Annotated in this window: 14 protein-coding genes; 7 read left to right on the top strand and 7 right to left on the bottom strand. The window is 61.8% G+C overall.

From position 1 onward, the window contains the following. Positions 1 to 3 precede the first annotated feature (3 nt). The 3 genes from BSIN_RS12360 to BSIN_RS12350 all read left to right on the top strand — a co-directional run bounded on the left by BSIN_RS12360 (position 4) and on the right by BSIN_RS12350 (position 3,627). A complete protein-coding gene (locus BSIN_RS12360) occupies positions 4 to 1,101 on the top strand; it encodes an N-acetyltransferase DgcN family protein (RefSeq protein WP_089340722.1) in 1,098 nt (365 codons plus the stop codon). Beyond that, positions 1,098 to 2,417, top strand: coding sequence for an ATP-grasp domain-containing protein (locus BSIN_RS12355; RefSeq protein ID WP_089340721.1), 1,320 nt, complete (start codon positions 1,098 to 1,100; stop codon positions 2,415 to 2,417). The genes BSIN_RS12360 and BSIN_RS12355 overlap by 4 nt, the downstream gene beginning before the upstream one ends. 67 nt (positions 2,418 to 2,484) lie before the next feature. Continuing rightward, positions 2,485 to 3,627, top strand: a complete 1,143-nt coding sequence (locus BSIN_RS12350) for an NAD(P)-dependent malic enzyme (protein ID WP_256583774.1) — start codon at positions 2,485 to 2,487, stop codon at positions 3,625 to 3,627. A 71-nt stretch (positions 3,628 to 3,698) separates the two neighbouring features. On the opposite strand, the gene BSIN_RS12345 is transcribed toward BSIN_RS12350, so the two are convergent. Then, complete coding sequence (locus tag BSIN_RS12345) at positions 3,699 to 4,574, bottom strand: LysR substrate-binding domain-containing protein (RefSeq protein ID WP_059517149.1); 876 nt, start codon at positions 4,572 to 4,574, stop codon at positions 3,699 to 3,701. A 159-nt stretch (positions 4,575 to 4,733) separates the two neighbouring features. Between BSIN_RS12345 and BSIN_RS12340 the strand changes: the two genes are divergently transcribed. The 3 genes from BSIN_RS12340 to BSIN_RS12330 all read left to right on the top strand — a co-directional run bounded on the left by BSIN_RS12340 (position 4,734) and on the right by BSIN_RS12330 (position 7,453). Further along, complete coding sequence (locus BSIN_RS12340) at positions 4,734 to 5,249, top strand: lipocalin-like domain-containing protein (RefSeq protein WP_089340719.1); 516 nt, start codon at positions 4,734 to 4,736, stop codon at positions 5,247 to 5,249. Between the two features lie 101 nt (positions 5,250 to 5,350). Beyond that, the gene (locus BSIN_RS12335) at positions 5,351 to 6,289 is read left to right on the top strand and encodes an EamA family transporter (RefSeq protein WP_059517153.1); all 939 of its coding nucleotides are present in this window, start codon (positions 5,351 to 5,353) and stop codon (positions 6,287 to 6,289) included. Between the two features lie 78 nt (positions 6,290 to 6,367). Then, positions 6,368 to 7,453, top strand: a complete 1,086-nt coding sequence (locus BSIN_RS12330; protein WP_089340718.1) for an enolase C-terminal domain-like protein — start codon at positions 6,368 to 6,370, stop codon at positions 7,451 to 7,453. 302 nt (positions 7,454 to 7,755) lie between these two features. On the opposite strand, the gene BSIN_RS12325 is transcribed toward BSIN_RS12330, so the two are convergent. The 3 genes from BSIN_RS12325 to BSIN_RS12315 form a co-directional block, all read right to left on the bottom strand. Beyond that, a complete protein-coding gene (locus tag BSIN_RS12325; protein ID WP_059517157.1) occupies positions 7,756 to 8,148 on the bottom strand; it encodes a response regulator transcription factor in 393 nt (130 codons plus the stop codon). 65 nt (positions 8,149 to 8,213) lie between these two features. Further along, positions 8,214 to 9,560 (bottom strand): 3-phosphoshikimate 1-carboxyvinyltransferase, encoded by a 1,347-nt coding sequence (locus tag BSIN_RS12320; protein WP_089340717.1) that lies wholly within the window; start codon positions 9,558 to 9,560, stop codon positions 8,214 to 8,216. 150 nt (positions 9,561 to 9,710) lie between these two features. Then, positions 9,711 to 10,460, bottom strand: a complete 750-nt coding sequence (locus BSIN_RS12315) for a hypothetical protein (RefSeq protein ID WP_059517161.1) — start codon at positions 10,458 to 10,460, stop codon at positions 9,711 to 9,713. Between the two features lie 545 nt (positions 10,461 to 11,005). On the opposite strand from BSIN_RS12315, the gene BSIN_RS12310 reads away from it, so the two are divergent. Beyond that, positions 11,006 to 11,611, top strand: a complete 606-nt coding sequence (locus tag BSIN_RS12310) for a flavin reductase family protein (RefSeq protein WP_089340716.1) — start codon at positions 11,006 to 11,008, stop codon at positions 11,609 to 11,611. 99 nt (positions 11,612 to 11,710) lie between these two features. On the opposite strand, the gene gyrB is transcribed toward BSIN_RS12310, so the two are convergent. From gyrB to dnaA, 3 genes are all read right to left on the bottom strand, one after another. Beyond that, positions 11,711 to 14,182, bottom strand: coding sequence for a DNA topoisomerase (ATP-hydrolyzing) subunit B (gyrB, locus tag BSIN_RS12305; protein ID WP_089340715.1), 2,472 nt, complete (start codon positions 14,180 to 14,182; stop codon positions 11,711 to 11,713). A 113-nt stretch (positions 14,183 to 14,295) separates the two neighbouring features. Continuing rightward, on the bottom strand, positions 14,296 to 15,399 hold the full coding sequence (dnaN, locus tag BSIN_RS12300) for a DNA polymerase III subunit beta (RefSeq protein ID WP_059572508.1): 1,104 nt from the start codon (positions 15,397 to 15,399) through the stop codon (positions 14,296 to 14,298). Positions 15,400 to 15,564: 165 nt separating this feature from the next. Continuing rightward, positions 15,565 to 16,780 (bottom strand): chromosomal replication initiator protein DnaA (gene dnaA, locus BSIN_RS12295; RefSeq protein ID WP_143757425.1); only part of this gene is annotated, 1,216 nt, incomplete at its 5' end.

The raw sequence follows: 16,780 nt of genomic DNA, 5'->3' as shown, positions 1-16,780 counted from the left end.
CGGATGCAAACCCTATCTCATGCCGAATTGCTTGCAAAAAAATGCGTGGTTTTCGCCGAAGGCTGTTTTGGACTGTTCACGAGCAAAGTGGCGGCGTCCTATCTGCGCTACCGGCCCGAGCGCTGCCTCGCCGTGATCGATAGCACGCAGGCCGGCAAGCGTGTGCAGGACGTGATCGGATACGGCGGCGATATCCCGGTTGTGGCGGATATCGAACAAGCGCTGGCTTTCGGCCCGGAGGTGCTGTTCATCGGCAAGGGGCTGCATTCCGCGCAATTGCCGTCCGGATGGAAGGAGCCGATTCGCACGGCGATGCAGCGCGGTTTGCATGTGATCAACAGCATCCATTTCAGATTGCATGCCGATCCGGATCTGGCGAAAGCGGCGAGCGAGGCCGGCATTACCGTCTGGGAGACGAAAGAGCCGGTGCCGCTCGAACTCAATAAGGCGCGTGTGCTGGAGTTGGACTGTTTCGTTGTGCATACGTGCGGCAGCGATTCGAATATCGGGAAAAAGACAGCGGCGCTCGAAATCACTCACGAAGCCAACCGGCGCGGCATCCGCACCGGATTCGCGGCGACGGGGCAAACCGGCATGCTGATTTCCGGCACCGGAATCGTCGTCGACTGCATTCCGAGCGACTTTGTCGCCGGCGCGGCGGAAAGGGTGGTGCTCGATGCGGCAGTGGGAAACGATTGGGTCGTGCTTGAAGGGCAGGGGTCGCTCAATCACATCGGCGCGAGCGGCATTGCGTTGGCGCTGCTGCATGGCGGTTTGCCGCATGCGCTGATTTTCTGTCATCGGCTCGGGCTCGAGCGCACGAAGGTCTGGAATACGAAGATTCGGCCGCTTGCGGAGCTGATCAGGCTCAACGAAGCGCTGACCGTCTTCGAGCGGCCGGCGAAAGTGGTGGCGATCAGCGTCAACAGCGCGGGCTTGAGCGACGAAGCATATCGCCACGAAATGCAGGTGCTGCGGGATCAAACCGGCTTGCCGGTGGTTGATCCCTGTCGCGACGGCGCCGGTTTGTTGGTGGATGCGCTGCTCGCGTACCAGCAAACGCTCGGGATGCTTCAGCCGGCCGGGGAGACCATGCAATGAAAGACGCCATCGTCTTGCTGATGCATCAGGGCAACTCTTTCACGCGCGAACTCAGCGCGCTGCTCGCCACACGCGATATCGCGCTCGTTGCGCTCAGTTCGTTGCCGCCCGATCCCGAGGTATTCGAGCGGAACAAAACGTTGCTCGACGACTGGGTGCTCGTCGAGCACGCCGAACTCACGCAGGCGGACGTCGAGCAAGCGGTTCGCACCTTCGAGCAACGTCATTACCGGCTGCTCGCGGCGATCGCGACCTTCGAGGGCTATCGCCTGCTGATGGCCGATCTGAACCGCGCGCTCGGCTCGCGGGATGCGCCGCGCGAGGCGCTGGAGCTGAGTCTGGACAAATTCCGTTGCCGCGAATTTCTCCGTCGCGCCGGGCTCAGCGCGGTGACGAGCGTGCGCCTCAACGAGGGCGAGGACCCCGCGCGGCTCGACCTCGATCCGTCGCGCCGTTGGTTCGTCAAGCCGGTGCGCGGCGCGGCGTCGTTCGGGTGCTTCATTCTGGAGAGCATGCGCGATCTCGACGATTTGCCGAGGATGCGGGCGCAAATGCTGGACGACCGGAAATTGTCGGCCATCTTCATGGGCAAGTACGGGTTTTTCGCCGAAGAGTATGTCGAAGGGCCGGAATTCAGCTTCGAGATCGTCGCGGCTGATCGGCCGCGCGTCATCTGCATCCACGAAAAAGCGCGCGTCGAGCGCTTGCAGCGCACCACGCTCGAAAGCATGTCGATTTCCCCTCCCGTTTCGCTGTCGTGCGACAGCTTGCTGGACGGTGCGCGATTCGTCTGCGATTGCCTCACGCGTATCGGTTTGACGCAAGGGGCGTATCACGTCGAGATGAAGTATTGGGAAGCGAAACGGCGCTGGGAAATCATCGAGATCAACCCACGCATGGGCGGCAGCCTGATCAACGCCAGCACCGAGCGCGTCACCGGCGTGTCGATGCTGGAGATGTGGCTGCGCTCGTTGTTGCTGAAGGACGATGCCGAGCGTGCGATGTTTCATGCCTTTATCGACCGTGTGTCGCAGCTCGCGCGCCTCGACGATCCAGCCGAACGGCGCGCCACCCTGTTCGTCAGCAAGTACGGAGAAAAGGGCCGCACGATCAAGACGATCGAATACGAGGCGGCCGGACAGCCGCCCGATCTGCTCGAACTGCACGGAAAGCCAGGGTTGAAGCTCGAGGATTCGGACCGTGCGATTTGCGTAATGGATGTGCTTTGGGTGGTCGACAAGCACGCGCTCGCGCAATCGATCGACGTGCTCGAGCACGAATCGGACACGCATTTTCGAATCAGCTATTGCGAATAGCCGGCGGGTCAGCGCGGATGCGTCGTTTTTTGCAATCCAGTCCAATTTCAGTCGGGAACTCATGCTCATGGTCGATCTATCTCATCCGGCGTTTCAGGCGCATCTCGGCGGCAAGCTGCAGATGACGGGCAGGGTGAACATCGAAACCCGCGAAGATCTGGCTCGCGTCTATACGCCCGGGTTCGCGCGCGTTGCTGCCGCGATTCATCGCGATCCGGAGTTGATCCGGCGTTACACGATCCGGCAGAACACGGTCGCGATCGTGACCGACGGCACGGCCGTATCCGGCATCGGCGACGTCGGCCCGTATGCCGCGCTGCCGGTGATGGAGGGCAAGTCGCTCGTGTTTCGGCGCTTCGCCGGCATCAATGCGGTGCCGATCTGTGTCGACACGCGCGACAGCGGGGAGATTGTCGATACCGTCGCGCGCATCGCTCCGGCTTTCGGGGCGGTGATGCTCGAGGATATTGCCGCGCCACGCTGCTTCGAGATCGAGGCGCGGCTCGAATCGGTGCTAGGCATTCCGGTTTTGCACGACGATCAGCACGCGACGGCGATTTCGGCGAGCGCCGCGCTGCTCAATGCGCTGAAGCGGATCGGCAAACGCATCGGCGAGATCAAGGTCGTGATGGTCGGCGCGGGCGCGGCCGGCACCGGCTGCGCGAAGATGTTCATGCAGCTCGGTGTGACGCGGCTGATCGCATGCGATCGGATCGGCGCGATTCATCGCGACCGCGCCGATCTCAACCCATCGAAAGCGTGGTTTGCCGAGCATACGAACGGCGCGTGCGAGACCGGCACGCTGCGCGACTTGCTCGCGGGCGCGGACGTGTTTCTCGGTGTGTCGGGGCCGGGCGTGGTGACGGCCGACGATATCGGATCGATGGCGCGCGAGCCGATCGTGTTTGCGCTGGCGAATCCCGAACCCGAAATTCTGCCGTCTGACTTGGGGGGGACGCGGGCAATCGTTGCGACCGGCCGCAGCGATCTTCCGAATCAGATAGACGGCGGCCTTGCGTATCCGGGGCTCTTTCGCGGCGTGCTGGACAGCCACGCACCGGCGTTCACCGATGCGATGAAGCTGGCCGCCGTGCACGCGATTGCGGGGTTGGTGGATGCGGATCAGCTCGATGCCGGCCGCATCATTCCAGACATCTTCGACGAGCGCGTGATGCCTGCCGTCGCGGCGGCCGTGGCGCAAGCGGCGTGACGCCAATGCCGAATGCGGCCGGCAAGCTTCGCGTGAACGGTTCGACGGCGGCCGCGCGGTGCGGGGGCGCGTCAAACGGCGAGATGTTCGACGGCGCTTTCCAGCACGACTTGCTTGAGTTGTTCGAGCGCGGGAGACAGTTTGCGGTGCGCGCCATGCAGACACAAATCCACCGTGGGCAGCTCCGGCAGCCCGTCACGCACGCCGAGCCGGCGCAGCGTGGGCGGAATGCCGGCCGCCGTGCGCAGCGTGATGCCGAGGCCGGCGGCGACCCCCGCCCACAAGCTTTGAAGGCTCGCGGTCGTGTATGCGAGCCGCCATGAAATATTCGCGTCGTCGAGCGCCTGCACGCCCGCGCGACGAAAAAGGCAGGGCGGATTGTAGAGCGCGAGATCCAGCGCGGCGCCCGCGGTCGAGCGGCGGGTGAAGTTTTGCGGGCCGATCCACGTCATAGGCAGTGTCGAGACATGTACGGCATCGGGGCGCGCTTGCTGACCGAGCGCCAGCACCAGATCGAGTTCCGCTTTGTCGAGACGCTCGAGCAGCAGGCGATTGGGTTCGACCGCGATTTCGACGCGCACCGCGGGATGGGTTTTTTTGAATGTGCCGAGCACGCCGGGCAGCCAGGTTTCCGCGAAATCGCTGGGCAGGCCGAAACGCACGCTGCCTTCGAGTGCCGCGCCGCGCACCGAGCGTATTGCCTCGTCATTGAGATCGAGAATGCGCTTGGCATACGAGAGGATCACGTCGCCCGCGTCGGTCAGCACGAGCCCGCGCCCTTGGCGGCGAAACAGCGGCAAGCCGACTTGCTCCTCGAGCTTGCGGATTTGCTGGCTGATCGCTGATTGGGACCGGCCGACGCGCTCGGCCGCGCGGTTCAGGCTGCCCAATTGATGAGCGGCCAGCAGCGTTCGCATCACATCCATATCGAGATTCGGCAGAGACATGATTCAGTTTTCCCGCAGCATCGATACGGAATTATCGCATCTCCTTCAGAGTCGTTTGGCTATCATCAAAGCCGCACGCAACGCGCCGGCGCGAATGCCGGCTTGACGCAGATGAGCAATGATTTCCGATACCTTGGACGACGAACCTGGAGACTCGATATGACGAACGCTGGATCGCTGATTCGATTGGCCACGAAGCTGGCATGCGCGGGCGCAATGCTCGCGATGCCGGTCATATCGGTTGCGGGTGGCGCGTCGGTGTCGCTTGCCGGCACCTGGGCACTCGTGGCCGCGGACGTCGAACATCCGGACGGCACGCGCGGCCGCGATTATGGCGCCGCGCCGTCCGGCCTCTTGATGATCGATCGCGCCGGACGCTATTCGTTGCAGATCTTCAAGGCGGAACGCGCGCGCTTTGGCTCGGGCGACAAACGTTCGGCAACGCAGGCCGAATACAAGGATGCCGTGATGGGATCGAGCACGCACTTCGGCACGCTCGAAATCGATCCGGCGTCGCACACGCTGGTTTTTTACATTCAACATGCGTCGTTTCCGAATTGGGAAGGCGAGCAGCAAAAGCGCACCTATGAACTGAACGGCGATGAATTGAGCTATCGCGTCGTTGCGCGCCCGAATGGCGATGTGCCGATATCGGTATGGAAGCGCATGGACTGAACGCGCCGGCAGCACGTGGCATGGTCCGCGCGGCTCGCGCGGGTACGGAGCGTCGGCGCAGGAGCGATTCAGCTTCTTAGTCCGCCGGCGATGCGATTCGGATGACTATGGAGGTGCCGTTGCTTGCGTCGACTGTATGGGAGTGGGCCTGGGTGCCGATCGTCTTGTGCGCAGCGTTTGGACGCACCGTGCGCAATGCCGCCCAGCGCAGCTTGACCGAGCAGGCCGGGACGTTGCCTGCAACGCTCGTGCGGTTTCTGTACGGCCTGCCGTTTTCGCTGCTATGGGTGCTGTTGTTATCGCGCATGGGGGGCACGCTGCCTGCGGTAACGGCGGCGTGGGCGGGGTGGTTGACGCTGGGGGCGCTCGCGCAGTTGGGCGGGACCGCGTTGTTGTTGATGGCGATGAAGCAGCGCAACTTCGTCGTGGCGGTAGCGTTCTCGAAAACCGAACCGTTGCAAGTGGCGCTGGTTTCGCTGCTGGTGCTGCATGAAGTGCCGGGCGGACTTTCGATGCTGGGCATGTTGATCGCGATGCTGGGCGTTGTCTTGCTGACCTATTCGGGACCGGGGCGGCGTGCGACGGACGTGGGCGGCGGGTTCGGTTTATCGGCCGTTTATGGGTTGGGCGCGGGCGCGGCGTTTGCGTTGATGGCGGTCGGCTATCGCGCGGCGGCCTTGCATCAGCCGGGCGTGACGCCGTGGATGAACGGCGCGTGGGGCGTGCTGTGGGCGCAGTTGATTCAGTCGGTCGTGCTGGGCGGATATCTGCTGCTGGCGAATCGCGCCGGATTGCTCGCGATCGTTCGGATCTGGCGTTTTTCGTTGACGGTCGGAACGGTCGGCGCGCTGGCGACCATCGGCGAATTGACCGCGCTTGCGCTTCACGGCGCGGCGGACGTGCGCACGCTCGGGCTGGTCGAGGTGCTGTTCAGTTATCTGGTGTCTCGCAAGCTGATGCGCGAGAAGCTCGGCATGCTCGAGCGTTGGGGGCTGACACTCGTGACGTCCGGGCTGATTGTCGTGTGCGCGCAATTCTGACGCTGTAAGCGGCCGCGATTGGCCGGCGGCGCCCGTCGCCGGGCCTGAACCGAAGCTGCATCGATAGGGAGAGAGTTCATGTCGTCTGCGTTGACGTTTCGCGAATTGACGGTCACTGCCGTCAGGTTGCCGATGTCGAACCCGATCCGCACGGCAAGCGGCTTGATTGCGGATGCGCCGTTCGTGCTGATCGATCTGCACACCGAGCAGGGCGTCATGGGGCACGCGTATCTGTTCGTATTCACCCCACTCGTTCTCAAACCGCTGTCGACGCTGATCGCATCGTTCGGCGAGCTGCTGCAAGGCAAGCAGCTTATTGCGCTCGATACGCGCGATCTGCTCGAATCGCATTTTCATCTGGTCGGCAATACGGGGCTGGTCAGCATGGCGGTGGCCGGCGTCGAGATGGCGCTTTGGGATGCGCATGCTCGCGCATTGGGCGTTCCGTTGTCCCGCGCGCTCGGCGGCGCGCCGCAGCCGATTCCCGCGTATTCGAGCATCGGGATGCTCGGTGTCGACGCCAGTTGCCGGCTCGCGGAGCAATCGCTGGAGCGCGGCTTTCGGGCGATGAAAATCAAGCTCGGCCATATTTCGCTCGAACAGGATCTCGAGGTGGTGGCCGCAGTGAAATCCGTGCTCGGCACGAAGTCGATGCTGTGCGTCGACTACAACCAGGGGTTGACGGTGGACGAGGCGATTCGCCGCTGCAGGGCGCTCGATTCGTTCGGGCTGGGCTGGATCGAGGAGCCGACTCGGCAGGACGACTATGCGGGACACGCGCGCATCGCGCGCGAGACAATCACGCCGATTCAGATGGGCGAGAACTGCTTTGGGACGAACGAGCTTGGCAAATGCATTGCGGCTGGCGCATCCGATCTGTTGATGTTCGATCTGATGAAGATCGGCGGCGTCTCGCGCTGGATGCAAGGCGCGGCGTTGGCCGATGCGGCGTCGCTATCGGTGAGCACGCATAACTATCAGGAATTCAGCGCGCACTTGATGGCGGTTACGCCGACCGCGCACTGGCTGCAGTATTACGATTATGCCGATCTCGTGCTGGCTGAACCGATGCGGATCGTCGACGGCAACGCGATGCCGAACGACACGCCGGGAAGCGGCGTCGAATGGGATCAATCGGCACTGGCCCGCTATCGGATCGCGTGAATGCCGCGCGATGGCGAGCGCCACGCCGCGCAGCGGCGGCACGCGCGATCGTTGATATGGGATGCGGCTTGTACGGCCGCCTCCGGTCCGTTCAGGCCGCTGTGGCAAAGCAACCGGTGGCCGGACCCATGCGGGCCGTCCGATATCCGCCATTCACGGCGCCGGAAACGGACGCATCCAGGCGCGCCCGTTCCGGCGATACGGCGCAAAGCCGGGCAGTAACGCGGGCAATTTGATTTTTTCGAAGAAATGCGCGGAACCGCATGCGCTGCCAGCAGATGACTCGAGATGCCCCTGGCAGTTCAATATGCGTTGGTCGATGCTTTGTCCGCTCTTTCGCGGATGAGATCGATGCCGCGCACGGCCGCCGTGGTGCGGTTTCGGACGCCCAGCTTTTTGAACAGTACGCCGATATGCATCTTGACCGTGACGATTTCGATGCCGAGCAGATGGGCAATCGCTTTATTTTGATAGCCACGGATGATGTAAATCAGGATTTGCTGCTGCCGGGACGACAGTTTGGGAGGCGCGTGGCCGGATTCGTTATCCAGCATCGGCTGCAAAGCGGATTGCCAGATGGGCTTGGCGGGTGTGCACGAACTTTCCAATGGCATCGTGCAGGATTGCGATCGAGCGCGATTGCCGGCCTGCGACGCTTGCGTAGCGCTGCTTTCGAGTTTGAATCGCTTGTCCACTGGAATCTCCAAGGTGGTGGGAAGGAAGTATGACGACGCGCGAGGCGTCGTCCGACGACTTCGATTCATTCGTCCGCGGCTGCAACGTAGTAATGGTTTGCAGCAAGACTTTCCACGCCGAGTTTGCGGAACTGATCGATGAAATCCGGAAATGAGCACGACACGTCGGCATAGCCGTCGAGGTTGCACGCATTGTCAAAACGCAATGCCGCGACGAACAGCGACATGAAGTTCCGGTGATCACCGCAGCTGCTAAGCGAAATCCCGCCCGCATAACGGTCCCTGCCGCGTGTGACGAAGCCGTCCGTATGACCGTCCGGATGCCGGATGATCTCGATGTCCGCGCCGAGCTTGCGGACTTCGCCAACCATCGATTCGATGCGCGACGATTTGTGAAACCGCGTGACCGAGCCGCCCCGCACGGTCAGCTTGCCTTTGACGAAAAGGCTCAGCGCGACGAGTGTCGGAATGATGTTGGGGCCGCTGCTGACGTCAAACTCGAAATTGCCTTCGAGGCCGGCATTCGAGCTATCGACTTCGAGTATGTGGCCGGGCGCGTAGCGCAGCCGCACGCCGAGCGCCTCGACGATGTCGATGAAGAGTTTTTCACCTTGCAGCGTTTCTTGCTGGATGCCGGCAATCCGATAGGCGCCGGGAAAAAGCGCGCAAGCCATCAGAAGATAGGAAAGCGAAGTGAAGTCGGCGTTGATGTGCGTGTCGAATGCCCGGTACGCTCCGGGCGACACGCGGTAGGCGGTGTAGTCGGGGCTGGCTTGTACGTCGAGCCCCGCGAGCTTCATGAAGTCGAGTGTTTGATCGATATACGATTGGGAGAGGACAGGCGGCGTCATCCGGATGTCGATGCTGCGTTGCGCGAGCGGAGCCGTCATGAGCAGCGCGGTGACGAACTGCGAGCTGATGTCGCCCGCTAGCGTGCAGTGCGAGCCGTCGAGCGCCTTGCCCCAATTGATCACGGGAGCCTTGCCTTCGTCGCCGAGATAGGTGAAGTTCGCGCCGAGCACATGCAGCGCATCGAACAGCGGTTTCATGACGCGCCGACGCAGCGTGGCATCGCCCGTGAGAATCGTCGGAATGCCGCGCATGCTGCTCAATGCCATCATCGTGCGGAATACGAGCCCGGAGCCTTGCGCGTCGATGACGTGGACGTCGTTGCTGAAGCGGCCGCCGGTGCCGGTGATCGTCAGCGCACCCGCGGTTTCGTCGATCGTCGCGCCCAGCTTGCGACAAGCGGTTTTCATGGTTTCCGTTTCTACGCAGCGCAAGTCGTTGCGCACGGTCGAGATACCCTGGGCGAGACTCGCGGCGATGATGGCGCGCTGCGTTTCCGGTTTCGAGGCGGGCACCCTCATATTCCGCCCCAACGTCTTAATCGGTTCGACACGCAAATACATATTCCCTCCAAATGATCTGAATTCTGCGGATCGTGAAATGAGGAATCGGTTCCGGGGATACATACATGATCCGCCTGCCGAACCATCGACAGGCGGCAAGAGCGGCGCCGGCACGCCGGCATCCGGGATGCTACGCGTCGGCGCTGGCGGTCACGCAGCGGATTTTTGCGGTGCCAATACCGTGTCTTCGTAGATTTCGCGGAAGAACATGGCGAGGATTTCCTGTACATCGTCGATGTACTTGAATACGGCCTCGTAATCCTCCTCGCTGAGAATGAGTTGATTGAGGATCTTCCACATTTCCAGCGAATGGTCGTCTCGCGTGTCGACGACGAGATGCGCCTCCTGCCCCTTGATCAGATCGTGGCCGAGCGTGGATTTGAGATTCTTCACGATGTCCGGCTGCAGCTTGGCCTGCGTATATTCGACGAGGTAGTTCGATACCACCGGCGCCATCGGGTGTTCGTGTTCGAGGGTGTAATAAAAAAAGCCTTCAAAAAGTTTGGTCGACAGATAAGGCTCGGTATTCAGGATTTCCTCGATCGACACGCCGGCTGCTTCGCAATCGCGGATGTAGAGCTTGTCGTGCAGCATTTCGTCGGCCTGATAATGCGCATAGTCTTGTGCGGCAGCCGGAGAGATCTGCGCGATCTTATAGATGGCCTTGGCCTGGCTCGCTCGCGACAGGCGAATGCGCCACACGTGCTCGATCAGCGTGCGACGGTAGTAATTCATGTTGATATTTTTGTCTTTCATGTGCGACGCATAGGGAATCGACTGACGCCATTCCTCCATTTTTTTATCGAGATATCGGTCGATTTTCGCTTTGCGTTCCAGGCTTTCCGATTCGGAGAAGAACGGTGCGGGATGCGTGATGCCGGAATTGCGGACTCGGTTCATGGATGCCTCCAGAGACGATCGCGGGAAAATAAAATTCAGTGAAATGGATAAACGGTCGACGACCGCGCTATTGCAGGGACAACTCGAATAGAAATACCTCGCTTATCGAAGTGTGGCTGGCTGATGTACCTGGACTCTTTCGAGAGCCTCGATATGTTTTTTTGTTTGATTTGCATACTCGCCGAAATTGAGGCAAATGCGGGAATTGCCCGTTTCAATGCGAGTTTGCGTTATTGCTCTTATCTGTTGGCGTTGATGAAACCATGTCGCTCATAATATTCATTTGAACGACTTGGTGAAGATATCCGAAGGTATATGGCACCGTCGAATCGGTGCGTTGCTGGATATGCCGATTTATTTTGGCAGCCATTTAATATTTAGATTGAATGGCGACATGAAGCTTCGATGAATTAGTCCGTTTGCACCAGAATGGAGCGCGTGTTTCATACAAAACGATACAGGCCGGCGTGCAATAATGAACGGCTGAGGGCGCATCGATTAGCCGGATGTTTATCTGAAAAGCGCCCCGTTCTTGAGGAGTGTGAATGAACAGCCATATCGCCCGAGTCGAGTTGGCCAAGGCCTACCGGCTCATCAATCACGGGCCGACCGTGCTCGTATCGGCCCGTCACGAGGGCGTGGATAACGTGATGGCCGCAGCATGGGCGTGCGCCCTGGATTTCTCTCCGCCCAAGCTGACGGTCGTGCTGGACAAGGCGACGAAAACGCGCGCGCTTATCGAGCAGAGTGGCTTGTTCGCGATTCAGGTGCCGACGGCCGCGCAATTGCGGCTGACGCATGAAGTCGGCACCGTAAGTGCGATGGATGAGCCGGGCAAGCTGCAACAGGCGGGTGTCACGCTGTTCGACATCGACGGTCACGCGTTGCCGTTCGTCGCGGGCTGCGCGGCGTGGCTCGCATGCAAGCTTATCCCCGAGCCTCATAACCAGCAGGCTTATGACTTGTTCATTGGCGAGATCGTCGATGCATGGTCCGACACGCGCGTGTTTCGGGATGGTCACTGGCGCTTCGAGCGCGCGGGGCCGGCATGGCGGAGCCTGCATCATGTCGCGGGCGGCCATTTCTATGCGATCGGCGAACCGCTGTCGGCCCATGCGAATGAGGCGGCCGAGTCGGGGGGAGAGGCGTAGCGAGGGGGGATCGAAAAACAAAAAGCGCCGCTTGGCGGCGCTTTTTGTTTCGTGGAGGACCGAAGGGATCAGTTGGGATGCTTACGAGCGACGCCCCCCTCAAACATCAATATCCCCCGCCCGCAACGCATTCGACTCGATAAACGCACGCCGCGGCTCGACTTCATCGCCCATCAACGTCGTGAAAATCCCATCGGCCGCAATCGCATCCTCGATCTGCACGCGCAGCAGGCGCCGCACGTCCGGGTCCATCGTGGTTTCCCACAGCTGCTCGGGATTCATCTCGCCGAGCCCCTTGTAGCGCTGCTTCGACATATTGCGTTCCGCGTCGGACATCAGCCATTGCATCGCGCTCTTGAAGTTCGACACCTCGGAGCTGCGCTCGCCGCGCTTGATCAGCGCACCGTTGCCGATCAACCCCTTGAACGTATTCGCGGTATTCACGAGCTGCTGATAATCGGCGGTGACAAGAAATTCCTCGTCGATCACCGACACGCGAACATTGCCATGATGCGGCCGCTCGATCCGCAGCGACCGGTGCTCGCGCACTTCGTCATACGCCGGCAGAACCCGCACTTCGTTCTTGTGCGTGTCGTCCTCGAGCGCGGCCTGCAACGCTTTCGCGGACGCTTGCGTTGCCGCGTCGTTCGACAGATCGATCGATACGCCGTCCATGATCGCCTCGAGCGCCGCGGGGTCGTACAGCCGTCCGAGCCGCTCGATCACCCCGCGCGACAGCAGATACGAACGCGCCAACTCGCCGAGCGCATCGCCCGAGATGGGGGCGGCGTTTTCCTGCGGCACGAGTTCCGAGTTCTGCAGCGCGAGCCGCAGCATGTGCGCGCTCAACTCCGCGTCGTCTTTCAGATAGCGCTCGTCCTTGCCCGCCTTTACCTTGTAGAGCGGCGGCTGCGCGATGTACACGTAGCCGCGCTCGATCATTTCCGGCATCTGCCGGTAGAAGAACGTGAGCAGCAGCGTGCGGATGTGCGCGCCGTCGACGTCCGCGTCGGTCATGATGATGATCCGGTGGTAGCGGAGCTTGTCGAGGTTGTAGTCGTCCTTGCCGATTCCGCAGCCAAGCGCGGTCACGAGCGTGACGATCTGTTCGGACGACAGCAGCTTGTCGTAGCGCGCCTTCTCGACGTTCAGCACCTTGCCGCGCAGCGGCAGGATCGCCTGGAATTTCCGGTCGCGTCCCTGCTTGGCCGAGCCGCCGGCGGAGTCGCCCTCGACGATGTAGATTTCCGACTTCGCCGGGTCTTTCTCCTGGCAGTCGGCGAGCTTGCCGGGCAGGCCGACGCCGTCGAGCACGCCTTTGCGGCGCGTCATCTCGCGCGCCTTGCGCGCGGCATCCCGCGCGCGCGCCGCCTCGACGATCTTGCCGCAGATGATCTTCGCGTCGTTCGGTGTTTCGAGCAGGAATTCCTCGAGCGCCTTCGCGACCACTTCCTCCACCGGCGCGCGCACTTCCGACGAGACGAGCTTGTCCTTCGTCTGCGAGCTGAACTTCGGCTCGGGCACTTTCACCGACAGCACGCACGACAGTCCTTCACGCATATCGTCGCCGGTCGTCTCGACCTTCGCCTTCTTCGCGATCTCGTTGTCGGCGATGTACTTGTTGATCACGCGCGTCATCGCCGCGCGCAGGCCGGTGAGGTGCGTGCCGCCGTCGCGCTGCGGGATGTTGTTCGTGAAGCACAGCACGTTTTCGTTGTAGCTGTCGTTCCATTGCATCGCGACCTCGACGCCGACGCCGTCCTTCTCGCCGTTGATGTGGAAGATGGTCGGATGCAGCACGCTCTTCGTCTTGTTGATGTATTCGACAAAGCCCTTCACGCCGCCGACGAACGCGAAATCGTCTTCCTTGCCGGTGCGCTGGTCGGTCAGGCGAATGCGCACGCCATTGTTCAGGAACGACAGCTCACGGATGCGTTTCGCGAGGATGTCGTAGTGGTATTCGACCGTGCCGAAGATCGTCGGATCGGCCATGAAGTGCACTTCGGTGCCGCGGTTCTCGGTGTCGCCGATCAATTGCATCGGCGAGACTTCGACGCCGTCACGCGTTTCGAGCACGCGGTTTTGCGCGACGCCGCGCTGAAACTCCATGAAGTGCTTCTTGCCGTTGCGGCGCACGGTCAGGCGCAGCCAGCTCGACAGCGCGTTCACGCACGACACGCCGACGCCGTGCAGGCCGCCCGACACCTTGTAGCTGTTCTGGTCGAACTTGCCGCCCGCATGCAGCTCGGTCATCACGATCTCGGCGGCCGAGCGCTTCGGTTCGTGCTTGTCGTCGAGCTTGACGTCGGTCGGAATGCCGCGGCCGTTGTCGGTGACGGAGATCGAGTTGTCCGCGTGGATCGTCACGTGGATATCGTTGCAATGGCCGGCGAGCGCCTCGTCGATCGAGTTGTCGAGCACTTCGAACACGAGGTGGTGCAGACCGGTGCCGTCCGACGTATCGCCGATGTACATCCCGGGACGCTTGCGCACTGCCTCCAGACCCTCGAGAATCTGGATCGACGAGGCGCCATAGCTGTTTTCGGGCTGCGAATTGTGCTGTTCAGTCATGGATTTCTTCCGGTTCTGCTGGCCGCCGGCAAGGCAGCGCGATACTTCTCAAATCGCCATAAAAACGCCAAAGGGGCTTGCCGCCCCTTGGTATATCGGTCAGTCGCGCGCGCTCAAATGCGCATCGGCATCACGACGTACTTGAATTCGTCGTTCTCAGGCACGGTGATGAGCGCGCTCGAGCTTGCGTCGCCGAGGCTCACCTGCACGGTGTCGACCTTCAGGTTCGCGAGCACGTCGAGCAGATACGTGACGTTGAAGCCGATGTCGACCGTATCGCCCTGGTAGGCGATTTCCAGTTCCTCCTGCGCTTCCTCCTGGTCGGCGTTCGTCGACATGATTTTCAACTGGCCGGGCGCGACGATGCAGCGCACGCCCTTGAACTTGTCGGACGTCAGGATGGCCGCGCGCTGCAGCGAACGCTGCAACTCCTCGCGGCCGATCTCGAACGTGTTCTTGTGGGCCTTCGGGATCACGCGCTGGAAGTCGGGGAATTTGCCCTCGACGAGCTTCGAGACGAGTTCGACCTGGCCGAACGTGAATTTCGCCTGCGTCTGCGCGATGTCGATCTTGACGGTGTCGTCGATATCCTCGAGCAGGCGCTGCAGTTCGAGAATCGTCTTGCGCGGCACGATCACTTCCTGGCGGCCGAACGAGCCTTCGATCTTCATCGACGAGTACGCGAGGCGGTGACCGTCGGTCGCCACCGCCATCAGCCGGTCGCCGTCGACGACGAGCAGCATTCCGTTCAGGTAATAGCGAATGTCCTGCTGCGCCATCGCGAAATGCACCATCCCGAGCAACTGACGGAATGCTTTTTGCGGCACGCTCAGGCTCGCGCCGAAATCCTTCGCTTGCGCCACGGTCGGAAATTCGTCGGCGGCGAGCGTTTGCAGCGCAAAGCGGCTCTTGCCGGATTGCACGGTCAGGCGCTTGTCCGCGAGCGTCAGCGTGACCTGGCCGTCCGGCATCGCGCGCAGGATGTCGAGCAGCTTGCGCGCCGCGACGGTGGTCGCCACCTGATCGCCGCCGACGCCGAAATCGGCGCGCGTGGTGATCTGGAGTTCGAGGTCGGTCGACAGAAACGACACGTCCGAGCCGCTCTTCGTGATCAGCAGATTGGCGAGGATCGGCAACGTGTGGCGGCGTTCGACGATACCGCTCACGGTTTGCAGCGGCCTTAGGAGGGTGTCTCGTTCGGTCTTGACCAGTTGCATAGAGTTCCTTCGTTCAAATAACGGCCTGCAAGCCCCGCAGCGCCTGTCCGGACGGGCAGGCGGCCCGCCGCCGGGAGGCGGTCAAACCAGTATTGTGCCTCAAAACCGAACCGCCCCTTTTAAATTGGGGCGGTTTTGCGCTTATCAAGCCGGGCGATCCGCGCGTCATCCCTTCAGTGTCTGCTCGAGCACGTGCAGCTCGTGATTGAGTTGCGCGTCCTTGCCGCGCTCGTCGGCGATCTTGCGCACCGCATGCAGCACGGTCGTATGGTCGCGTCCGCCGAACAGCTCGCCGATCTCGGGCAGGCTCTTCTGCGTGAGCTCCTTCGCGAGGTACATCGCGATCTGCCGCGGCCGCGCGATGTTCGCCGGGCGCTTTTTCGAATACATGTCGGCGACCTTGATGTTGTAGAAATCGGCGACGGTTTTCTGAATGTTCTCGACCGAAATCTGCCGGTTCTGCACGGTGAGCAGATCCTTCAGTGCTTCCTTGGTCAACTCGATCGTGATCTCGCGGCCGTGGAATTTCGAATACGCAAGGATCTTGCGCAGCGCTCCCTCCAGCTCGCGCACGTTCGAGCGCAGATGCTTCGCGACGAAAAACGCGACGTCCTCCGACAGGTTCACGCCCTCGGACTGCGCCTTTCTCATCAGGATCGCGACGCGCATTTCGAGTTCGGGCGGCTCGATCGCGACGGTCAGCCCGGAGTCGAAGCGCGAGATCAGGCGATCGTCGATGCCGGAGATTTCCTTCGGGTACGTATCGCTCGTGATGATCACCTGCGCCTTGTTCGCGACGAGCGCTTCGAATGCGTAGAAGAACTCCTCCTGCGTGCGCGATTTGCCCGAGAAGAATTGGATATCGTCGATCAGCAGCAGGTCGAGCGAATGGTAGTAGCGCTTGAAATCGTCGAACGCTTTGCGCTGGTATGCCTTCACGACGTCGGACACGTATTGTTCCGCGTGGATGTAGCGAATGCGCGCGCCTGCCTTGTCGAGCAGCAATTGGTTGCCGATCGCGTGGATCAGGTGGGTCTTGCCGAGGCCGACGCCGCCGTACAGGAACAGCGGGTTGTACGAGACGCCGGGATTGTCGGCGACCTGGATCGCCGCCGCCCGCGCGAGCTGGTTCGCCTTGCCGGTCACGAAATTGTCGAACGTGAGCACCGGGTTCAGTTTCGAGCGTTCGTACATCGAATCGGCTTCGCCGTTCGTCGGCGCGCCCGAACCGGGGCGCCAAGTCCGGCGGCCGGCCGCCGCCTCGTGCGCGGTCAGGCTCGGCAAATCGAGATCGGCGTCGTCGGCGGCGCTCAATGCGGCGGCGTTCGCTTGCGCGGCATGCGCGGCGGCCATGGCGGCGGCCGCCGCCGCGCTGGTGCCG

This window comes from Burkholderia singularis, from assembly GCF_900176645.1.
In the GTDB taxonomy this organism is placed as follows: Bacteria; Pseudomonadota; Gammaproteobacteria; order Burkholderiales; family Burkholderiaceae; genus Burkholderia; species Burkholderia singularis.
The sequence above is the reverse complement of the archived record's forward strand: the minus strand, read 5'-3'. Positions and strand labels throughout refer to the sequence as shown.

Bases quoted from the DNA above. Each gene is read 5' to 3' on its own strand.
- BSIN_RS12360 (WP_089340722.1), top strand. From the start codon at position 4: ATGCAAACCCTATCTCATGCCGAATTGCTTGCAAAAAAATGCGTGGTT.
- BSIN_RS12355 (WP_089340721.1), top strand. From the start codon at position 1,098: ATGAAAGACGCCATCGTCTTGCTGATGCATCAGGGCAACTCTTTCACG.
- BSIN_RS12350 (WP_256583774.1), top strand. From the start codon at position 2,485: ATGGTCGATCTATCTCATCCGGCGTTTCAGGCGCATCTCGGCGGCAAG.
- BSIN_RS12345 (WP_059517149.1), bottom strand. From the start codon at position 4,574: ATGTCTCTGCCGAATCTCGATATGGATGTGATGCGAACGCTGCTGGCC.
- BSIN_RS12340 (WP_089340719.1), top strand. From the start codon at position 4,734: ATGACGAACGCTGGATCGCTGATTCGATTGGCCACGAAGCTGGCATGC.
- BSIN_RS12335 (WP_059517153.1), top strand. From the start codon at position 5,351: ATGACTATGGAGGTGCCGTTGCTTGCGTCGACTGTATGGGAGTGGGCC.
- BSIN_RS12330 (WP_089340718.1), top strand. From the start codon at position 6,368: ATGTCGTCTGCGTTGACGTTTCGCGAATTGACGGTCACTGCCGTCAGG.
- BSIN_RS12320 (WP_089340717.1), bottom strand. From the start codon at position 9,560: ATGTATTTGCGTGTCGAACCGATTAAGACGTTGGGGCGGAATATGAGG.
- BSIN_RS12315 (WP_059517161.1), bottom strand. From the start codon at position 10,460: ATGAACCGAGTCCGCAATTCCGGCATCACGCATCCCGCACCGTTCTTC.
- BSIN_RS12310 (WP_089340716.1), top strand. From the start codon at position 11,006: ATGAACAGCCATATCGCCCGAGTCGAGTTGGCCAAGGCCTACCGGCTC.
- gyrB (WP_089340715.1), bottom strand. From the start codon at position 14,182: ATGACTGAACAGCACAATTCGCAGCCCGAAAACAGCTATGGCGCCTCG.
- dnaN (WP_059572508.1), bottom strand. From the start codon at position 15,399: ATGCAACTGGTCAAGACCGAACGAGACACCCTCCTAAGGCCGCTGCAA.